Origin of the sequence: Georgenia sp. 311 (assembly GCF_006151955.1) — a bacterium.
Taxonomy (GTDB): Bacteria; Actinomycetota; Actinomycetes; order Actinomycetales; family Actinomycetaceae; genus Oceanitalea; species Oceanitalea wutianyii.
Map to the genome: position 1 here is coordinate 78526 of NZ_VDFS01000035.1, position 8231 is coordinate 86756.

At 73.2% G+C, this 8231-nt stretch carries 6 protein-coding genes; 2 read left to right on the forward strand and 4 right to left on the reverse strand.

Annotation, left to right across the window (positions count from 1 at the left end):
- Window positions 1–193 precede the first annotated feature (193 nt).
- From FHE66_RS06175 to FHE66_RS06190, 4 genes are read right to left on the reverse strand one after another with little or no spacing between them, the layout of a single operon-like run.
- Window positions 194–871, reverse strand: coding sequence for a hypothetical protein (locus tag FHE66_RS06175; RefSeq protein ID WP_139072097.1), 678 nt, complete (start codon window positions 869–871; stop codon window positions 194–196).
- On the reverse strand, window positions 868–1566 hold the full coding sequence (locus FHE66_RS06180; protein ID WP_139072098.1) for a hypothetical protein: 699 nt from the start codon (window positions 1564–1566) through the stop codon (window positions 868–870). The genes FHE66_RS06175 and FHE66_RS06180 overlap by 4 nt, the downstream gene beginning before the upstream one ends.
- Window positions 1563–2726: a hypothetical protein gene (locus tag FHE66_RS06185; protein WP_139072099.1), complete on the reverse strand. Its 1164-nt coding sequence runs from the start codon at window positions 2724–2726 to the stop codon at window positions 1563–1565. The genes FHE66_RS06180 and FHE66_RS06185 overlap by 4 nt, the downstream gene beginning before the upstream one ends.
- Entirely contained in the window at window positions 2726–3025 is a 300-nt protein-coding gene (locus FHE66_RS06190; protein ID WP_139072100.1) for a hypothetical protein, read from the reverse strand. Before FHE66_RS06190 ends, FHE66_RS06185 begins: the two co-directional genes overlap by 1 nt.
- A gap of 377 nt (window positions 3026–3402) precedes the next feature.
- Here FHE66_RS06190 and ileS point away from each other — a divergent pair, with 377 nt between their 5' ends.
- Window positions 3403–6651: an isoleucine--tRNA ligase gene (gene ileS, locus FHE66_RS06195; protein WP_139072101.1), complete on the forward strand. Its 3249-nt coding sequence runs from the start codon at window positions 3403–3405 to the stop codon at window positions 6649–6651.
- Window positions 6648–8171, forward strand: a complete 1524-nt coding sequence (locus FHE66_RS06200) for a folylpolyglutamate synthase/dihydrofolate synthase family protein (protein WP_255303614.1) — start codon at window positions 6648–6650, stop codon at window positions 8169–8171. Before ileS ends, FHE66_RS06200 begins: the two co-directional genes overlap by 4 nt.
- The last annotated feature ends 60 nt before the right edge of the window (window positions 8172–8231 follow it).

Below are 8231 nucleotides of genomic sequence, written 5' to 3' on the forward strand. Positions count from 1 at the left end.
ATCGTCCACGAAGCATGTCGGGCGCCAAGGAGAGGGTCGATGCGTGGTCCGGCGCCAAGGCGGTCGTCGCGGTGACGGCGGGCCGTGCCAGTAGAGCAACCATCAATGGGAACGGGCTGGTCAGACAGGTAGCAAGGTCTCGCAGCCGTGGCGTCCCGCAAGCCCGTCCGGTGACTCGTCCGGTGAGGGTGCCCTATCCGGCAGCGTCCTGTGCCATCGCCGCCGGGTCGTGGACGAGCCCGCGTTGGATGCGGCGGGACCCGCGCCACAGGGCGACGGCCGGGACGGCGCAGACGACGGCAAGCACTGCGAACGCGACGCCCATGAGCACGTTGACCGCGACGTCGGGGGTGCCTTCGGTCAGCTGCCAGACGGAGTAGCCCACCGCGCAGGCACAGAGCACGGCGGCGAGGCCGGTGACGCTGCAGAGGATGACCCGCGGGAAGATCTCGGGGCGCAGGGCGGAGAGCAGGCCGTGCACCCGGTGCCCCAGGCCGGCCGTGCGCGACGGGTCGCTCGTCATCCACGCCTCCGCGGCACGTGACAGTCGCCCGCCCGCACGGATGAGGTCACGCGCTCGCAGCGCCGCGACGCCGCCACCCGCGAGGGCGACGGCGATGCCGAGGCCGCCCAGCACGCCGGTGGTCGAGGGATCCCCTCCGACGACGGTGGAGAGGACCGCCACGCAGCCCACGACGGCGACCACGAGCGCCGCCACGACGCCCAGCCACAACCCTGCGCCGGTGAGGATGCGAGGTGCCCCCACGTACTCGCGCACCAGGGCGTGGACCGCCGGGCGGCGTGCGCCCGTCGTCTCCCCGCGCTCCGCGGCAGTGACGTAGGGCTCGACCGTCGCCGGCAGGAACCTCACGCGCCCTCCGGGCCGTTCACCGGCAGCACCCCGCCGGCCTTGGCCACCCCCTCCGGCGGCTCGGTGCCGACGTGCGCGCCGGCCGCGATGGCACTGACGACGTGCGCGAGCAGCGGGCGATGCTCGGGGTCCGGGGAGCTCCCGGTGACGAGGACGAGGTCGTGCGGCCGGCCGGGCAGCGCGACGGCGACGACGCACGTGCCGAGCGTGTCCACGGGCCGCTCGCCCGCCTCCGGGCGAACGGCCGGTGCGTCGTCCCCCGCCCGGCCCATGGGGGACTCGGGTGTGAGCGTGATGAACGACTGCACCGCCGTCCGCCCGTCGACCAGCGTGATGTCCTCGGTCGACTCCACCGTCCCCGTCCGGCCGAGGGACCGCTCGACCAGCGCGACCGGGTTGACCTCCCCGCTGCGCACGTGCTCGATCGTCGTCGAGAACGTCCAGACCGCGGGCTCGTCGTCGACCTCGGTGACGACGGCGCCGGCTGAGGTGATCCGGGTGCCGGCGACCGCCTCGCGCGCCGCCCGCAGCCCGGTGTAGAGGTGGTCGGTGCGGGCGTCTCCGAGGTACTCGCGGGCCGGCTCGACCATGTCGCGCCAGTGCTGCTCGGCGCGGGCGTCGGAGTCGAACGCGGCGATCTCCACCCAGCCGGGCGGCGTGGGGACCCAGAAGCGCTCGCGCGCGGGCGCGCTCACTTGCTGCCCTGCCTCTCGGCGATGTCGTGGCGCTGCTCGGCCGTGACGAAGCCGTGGCCGTCGAACATGTTGCGGAAGCGCTCCACCGTGCGGGAGGCGGGGTTGCCGACGTCGTTGAGGCCCTGGGCCGTGTCCATGACGTTCTTGCTCTCCTCGTAGGCACGGCCGGTGATGTACCCCCACGTGGCCATCGGCCCGACGGGGTTGAAGGACAGCACGGCCGTGGCCGTCGCACCCGCTCCTCCGGTGCCCCGGGAGATCCCGGCGATGGCGGGCACGAGGCCGGACATGCCGCCGTTCGCCATCGCCATGCTGCCCAGGCCTTGGATGGCCTTGCCGAGCCCGGCGCCGGCGAGCATGCCGAGCGCGCCGGTCAGCGCCTCGGTGCCGTCCTCCCGTCCGCCCGCCCACTGCGCGACGTCGATGGCCACGGCGGCGCCACCGAGGATGAGCCCGGCCATGCCGAGCCAGCCCACCGGCCCGGAGAGCACCATCGCGATGATGGCGACGACGGCGACCGCGACGACGAGGACGTCGATGAGGTCCTCGAGCACGGGGAGGACGTAGTCCTGGAGCCAGTCCTCGAGGTCGCCTGCCCACTCCTTGAAGTCGTCCCACCAGCTGGAGTCGGGGGCGGCGTCACCGGCGTCGGCCAGGCACGAGGCGACGTACTCGGCCTCGCAGGCGTAGCTGTCGGCCAGCGCCCAGGCCTCGCTGCGGATCGAGTCGAGCTCGGCGGCCGCCGCGGAGAGCAGGCCGGCCGGGCCGTCCGTGTCGGCCTCCGGGTCCTCGCTGTTCTGCGCGGCGGTGAGGTCCTCGCCGGCGGCGCTGACCTGGGCCAGGGCGGCCTGGGCGCGGCTCTCGAGCTCCACCGCCTGGGTCTGGAAGGTGAGCAGCGAGCTCGCCCAGGTGGCCAGCGCGGTCGCGGCCGTCTCGAAGCTGTCCGCCGCCGTGAGGACCCGCGGCGTCAGTTCCTCCGACATTGTCTCGTGGAACGCGGTGGCGGTCTCGCCCTTCCAGTCCTGGCGGCCCGTGCCCCCGAGGACGTCGGCCGCCTCACGGATGCGCGAGGCGGTCGTGCGGACCTGCTCGGCCACGGACTCGGCGGCCCCCAGGGAGCCGGGGGCGGGGTCGAAGCCCAGTGCGGTGAAGGTGCTCATCACGCTCCCTCCCCGGAGGTCTCCAGGGCGGCCGCGAGCTCGGCGTCGAGCTGGGCGAAGCCCTCGGCGATGACCCGTAGGCCCTCGGCGCCACCGCCGGAGGCCTCGGCGAGCTTGTCGATGCCGTCGCTCCACTCCGAGCCGAAGCCGCTCAGCCGGGCGCGGAGGGTGTCGTTGGCGGTGACGTCGCCGGGGACGGACGCCATCGCGCCGGCGGCGCCGGACAGCGTCTCGCGGATGTTCTCCAGCGTCGCCCGCGTGGCAGCCAGGGCGTCACCGTCGATGAACAGGTCGACCACGTGTGCCTCTCCTCTCGCCGGGACGTGCGTCGTGCGCGTCCTCCCGCCGACCATGATGGCGAGCGCGACCCGTCCTGCACACCGGTATGGATAGGGAGAACTCCCCATCGCGGCCCGCGGCCCGCCGCGCGACGTGGCTACAATCGTCGGCAGCAAAGGCTTCGACCCGGCCATCACCGGTGAGCCGCCGGAAGAACAGGGCACCAGCCCCCAGTAGAACCGGCCGGATGCGGACCGTCATCACCGCAGGAGAGCGGCCCCGGGCCGCGGCCCCGGCCGCGGACCCGACGGCAAGCGAGGTGGTACCGCGGCAGCGGCCCGGGAGGGTCCGACGTCGTCCTCGCACCCACGGCACGACGACGAGGAGACCACCGCCCATGGCTGTTGAGCACCCCACGCCCGCCCCCCGCTACCCGCGTCACCAGGCCGGCGGCGAGGTGCCCGCCTCGCCGAGCTTCCCCGCCCTGGAGCGGGACGTGCTCGCCTACTGGGACGCCGACGGCACCTTCCAGGCCTCGGTCGACCACCGCCCGGCGGGGGAGAACGGCAGCAACGAGTTCGTCTTCTACGACGGCCCGCCGTTCGCCAACGGCCTGCCCCACTACGGGCACCTGCTCACCGGGTACGTCAAGGACGTCGTCGGACGGTTCCAGACCCAGCTCGGGCGGCGCGTCGAGCGCCGCTTCGGGTGGGACACCCACGGCCTGCCCGCCGAGCTGGAGGCCGAGCGCGAGCTCGGCATCACCGACAAGTCCCAGATCGAGACGATGGGCATCGAGGCCTTCAACAAGGCCTGCGAGGACTCGGTGCTGCGGTACACCGGCGAGTGGCGCGAGTACGTCACCCGCCAGGCCCGGTGGGTCGACTTCGACCACGACTACAAGACGCTCGACCCCTCCTACATGGAGTCGGTGATCTGGGCCTTCAAGCAGCTCTACGACAAGGGCCTGGCCTACGAGGGCTACCGGGTGCTGCCGTACTGCTGGAACGACCAGACCCCGCTGTCCAACCACGAGCTGCGCATGGACGACGACGTCTACCAGCAGCGCCAGGACCCGTCGGTGACGGTCGGGGTGCGCCTGGAGACGGGCGAGCTCGCCCTCATCTGGACGACGACGCCGTGGACCCTGCCCTCCAACCTCTCCCTCGCCGTCGGGCCCGACGTCGAGTACGTCACCGTCGTGCCCGCCGAGGGCCCGCTCGCCGGGGAGCGGGTGGTCCTCGCCGCCGCGCGCCTGGCCGCCTACGCCCGCGAGCTGGGGGAGGAGCCGCAGGAGGTCGCGCGCACGACCGGCCGTGAGCTCGCCGGGCGCCGCTACGCGCCGATCTTCGACTACTTCGTCGGCCGCGAGGGCCTGGGGGAGAACGTCTGGACGGTGCTCGCCGCCGACTACGTCTCCACCGAGGACGGCACCGGCATCGTCCACCAGGCGCCGGCCTTCGGTGAGGAGGACATGGCCGTCTCGGCCGCCGCCGGGATCGGCACCGTCGTCCCCGTCGACGACGGCGGCCGCTTCACCCCCGAGGTCGCCGACTACGCCGGCACCCAGGTCTTCGAGGCGAACCGCGCGATCATCGCCGACCTCAAGCACGGCACCGGCCCGCTGGCCCGCCGTGCGGAGGCCGAGCGCGCCGTCCTCGTGCGCCAGGAGACCTACGACCACTCCTACCCGCACTGCTGGCGCTGCCGTCAGCCGCTCATCTACAAGGCGGTGACGAGCTGGTTCGTGCGCGTCACCGACTTCCGTGACCGGATGGTCGAGCTCAACGAGCAGATCAGCTGGGTGCCCGACCACATCAAGCACGGCCAGTTCGGCAACTGGCTCGCCGGGGCGCGCGACTGGTCGATCTCCCGCAACCGCTACTGGGGTACCCCGATCCCGGTGTGGGTCTCGGACGACCCGGCCTACCCGCGCATCGACGTCTACGGCTCCTTCGCCGAGCTCGAGGCCGACTTCGGGCGTCTGCCGCTGGACCGTGACGGCCGGCCGAACCTCCACCGCCCGTTCATCGACGAGCTCACCCGGCCGAACCCGGACGACCCGACCGGCCGGTCGACGATGCGCCGCATCCCCGACGTGCTGGACGTGTGGTTCGACTCCGGGTCGATGCCCTACGCCCAGGTGCACTACCCGTTCGAGAACGCCGACTGGTTCGAGCACCACAACCCGGGCGACTTCATCGTCGAGTACATCGGGCAGACCCGCGGGTGGTTCTACACCCTCCACGTCCTGGCGACCGCGCTGTTCGACCGCCCGGCGTTCACGACGTCGGTCTCCCACGGCATCGTCCTGGGGTCCGACGGCCGGAAGATGAGCAAGTCGCTGCGCAACTACCCCGACGTCAACGAGGTCTTCGACCGCGACGGCTCGGACGCGATGCGCTGGTTCCTCATGGCCTCCCCGATCCTGCGCGGTGGCAACCTCGTCGTCACCGAGGAGGGCATCCGGGAGAACGTGCGCCAGGTGCTCCTGCCCGTGTGGAACACGTGGTACTTCCTGTCCCTGTACGCGGGCGCCGCGAACGGCGGGGCCGGCATGGTCGGCCGCGAGGTTCGCCCCGAGGAGGCCGCCGGCCTGCCGGTGATGGACCGCTACCTCCTCGCCCGCACCCGCACGCTGGCCGCCGACGTGCGCCGCCTGCTCGAGGCCTACGACGTGCCCGGCGCGAGCCAGGCCGTGCGCGAGCACCTCGACGTCCTCACCAACTGGTACGTGCGTACCTCGCGGGACCGCTTCTGGCAGGAGGACGCCGACGCCGTCAACACCCTGCACACCGCGCTCGAGGTCCTCATGCGCGTCATGGCCCCGCTCGCCCCGCTCATCAGCGAGGAGGTGTGGCGCGGGCTCACCGGTGGGCGCAGCGTCCACCTCACCGACTGGCCGGTGCTCGACGACGCCTTCGCCGACGACGAGCTCGTCGCCACCATGGACCGCGTGCGGGACGTCGTGTCCACCACGCTCGGCCTGCGCAAGGCCGGCTCCCTGCGGGTGCGCCAGCCGCTGCGCCGCCTCCAGGTCGTCACCGACGAGCCCGGGCTGCTCGAGCCCTTCACCGCGCTCGTCGCGCAGGAGGTCAACGTCAAGGAGGTCGAGCTGCGCTCGCTCGCCGACGGCGCCGCGGAGGAGTACGGCGTGTACACCCGCCTCACCGTCAACGCCCGGGTCGCCGGGCCGCGGCTCGGCAAGGACGTCCAGCGGGTCATCAAGGCCGCCCGCTCGGGCGCCTGGGAGCAGACCGAGGACGGCGTCGTCGTCGACGGCATCGCCCTGGAGGAGCAGGAGTACACCCTGACGACCGAGGTCGAGGACCGGCCCGGGGACGAGCGCGCCGCCGGCGTGCTCGACAGCGGCGGCTTCGTCGTCCTCGACACCGGCCTGGACGACGAGCTGCTCGCCGAGGGCTTCGCCCGCGACCTCGTGCGCCGCGTCCAGGACGAGCGCAAGGCCGCCGGCCTGCACGTCGCCGACCGCATCGCGCTCGCGGTGGACGTGCCCGGCCGCTACGCGCGGTGGATCGAGAACCACGCCGAGCTCGTCACCGCGGAGACCCTCGCGGTCTCCCTCGCCGTGGACGTGAGCCCGACCGACGAGGTCGGCGTCCGACTGGAGGTCGTGGAGGCGTGAGCAGGGACATGAACATGGACGAGGACGAGGACCGCACGGCCGAGGAGGAGGCCGCGCAGGCCGAGCACGACCTCGCCGCGCAGGAGCTCACGTCGTCCGGCCTGTTCGCCGGGCCGGACCCGACGGTCGTGGACGACGTCCTGGCCTCCCCGGACGTCACCGCCGAGGTCGACCCCGTCGAGCGCGCCCAGGCGCAGTCCGAGGTGCACCGGATCTACACCGAGATCCTCGCCCGCGCCCCGGAGCACGACGTCCAGCCGAGCCTCGAGCGGGTCCGCCAGGTACTCGAGCTGCTCGGTGAGCCGCAGCGGGCCTACCCGGTCATCCACATCGCCGGGACGAACGGCAAGACGACCACCGCCCGCATCACCGAGCGCCTGCTGCGCGAGCGCGGCCTGCGCACCGGGCGCTTCACCTCCCCGCACCTCAGCGACGTGCGCGAGCGCATCGCGATCGACGGCGAGCCGATCTCCCCGGAGGCGTTCGTCGCGCTCTGGGAGGAGGTCGCGCCCTACATCGAGCTCGTCGACGAGCGCTCGCGCGCCGAGGGAGGGCCGCGCCTGAGCTTCTTCGAGGTCTTCGTCGTCATGGCCTACGCGGCGTTCGCCGACGCGCCGGTCGACGTCGCCGTCGTCGAGACGGGGATGGGCGGGCGCTGGGACGCGACGAACGTCGCTGACGGCACCGTGGAGATCCTCACCTCCATCTCCCGCGACCACGAGCGCTGGCTCGGGCACACGCTCACCGAGATCGCCGCCGAGAAGGTCGGCATCCTCACCCCCGGCTCCACCGTCGTGTGCGCCGAGCAGGAGGAGGACGTCGCGGCGCTCGTGCGCGACGCCGCCCACGCCCTCGATGCGCGGCTGCTCGTCGACGGCGCGGACCTCGCCGTCGTCGACCGGCAGCTCGGCGTCGGCGGGCAGATGCTCGTCCTGCGCACCCCCGCAGCGACGTACACCGACGTCTTCCTGCCGCTCCACGGGGAGCACCAGGCGCACAACGCGCTCCTCGCCGTGGCCGCCGTCGAGGCGTTCTTCGGCGGCGGGGCGCTGAGCGCGGAGGTCATCGAGCAGGGGCTCGCCGGCTCGGACTCCCCGGGCCGCCTCGAGCTCGTCCGCACGAGCCCGACGGTCCTGCTCGACGCCGCGCACAACCCCGCCGGGGTCGAGGCGCTGCGCCGCGCGCTGGAGGAGGCGTTCTCGCTCAGCCGGCTCGTCGGCGTCGTCGGCGTCATGGGCGACAAGGACGCCGAGTCGATCCTCTCCGGGCTCGAGCCGCTGCTCAACGAGGTCGTCATCACCCGGCCGTCCTCGAGCCGTGCGTATGACCTCGAGGACCTCGCGGACCTCGCGCGCGACGTCTTCGACGAGGACCGCGTCCACGTCGCCGAGCGGCTCGACGAGGCGATCGACCTCGCGGCCGCCCGCGCCGAGTACGGCGGGGAGCAGGACGGGGCCATCCTCGTCACCGGCTCGATCGTCCTCGTCGGCGAGGCCCGCCTCCTCCTCCGCGGCCACTGACCCCTCCGCCGAGCGCTGGATCCCGCACGCCCCGCGCGTGCACGATCCAGCGCTCGGCGG

Bases quoted from the DNA above. Each gene is read 5' to 3' on its own strand.
- ileS (WP_139072101.1), top strand. From the start codon at position 3,403: ATGGCTGTTGAGCACCCCACGCCCGCCCCCCGCTACCCGCGTCACCAG.
- FHE66_RS06185 (WP_139072099.1), bottom strand. From the start codon at position 2,726: ATGAGCACCTTCACCGCACTGGGCTTCGACCCCGCCCCCGGCTCCCTG.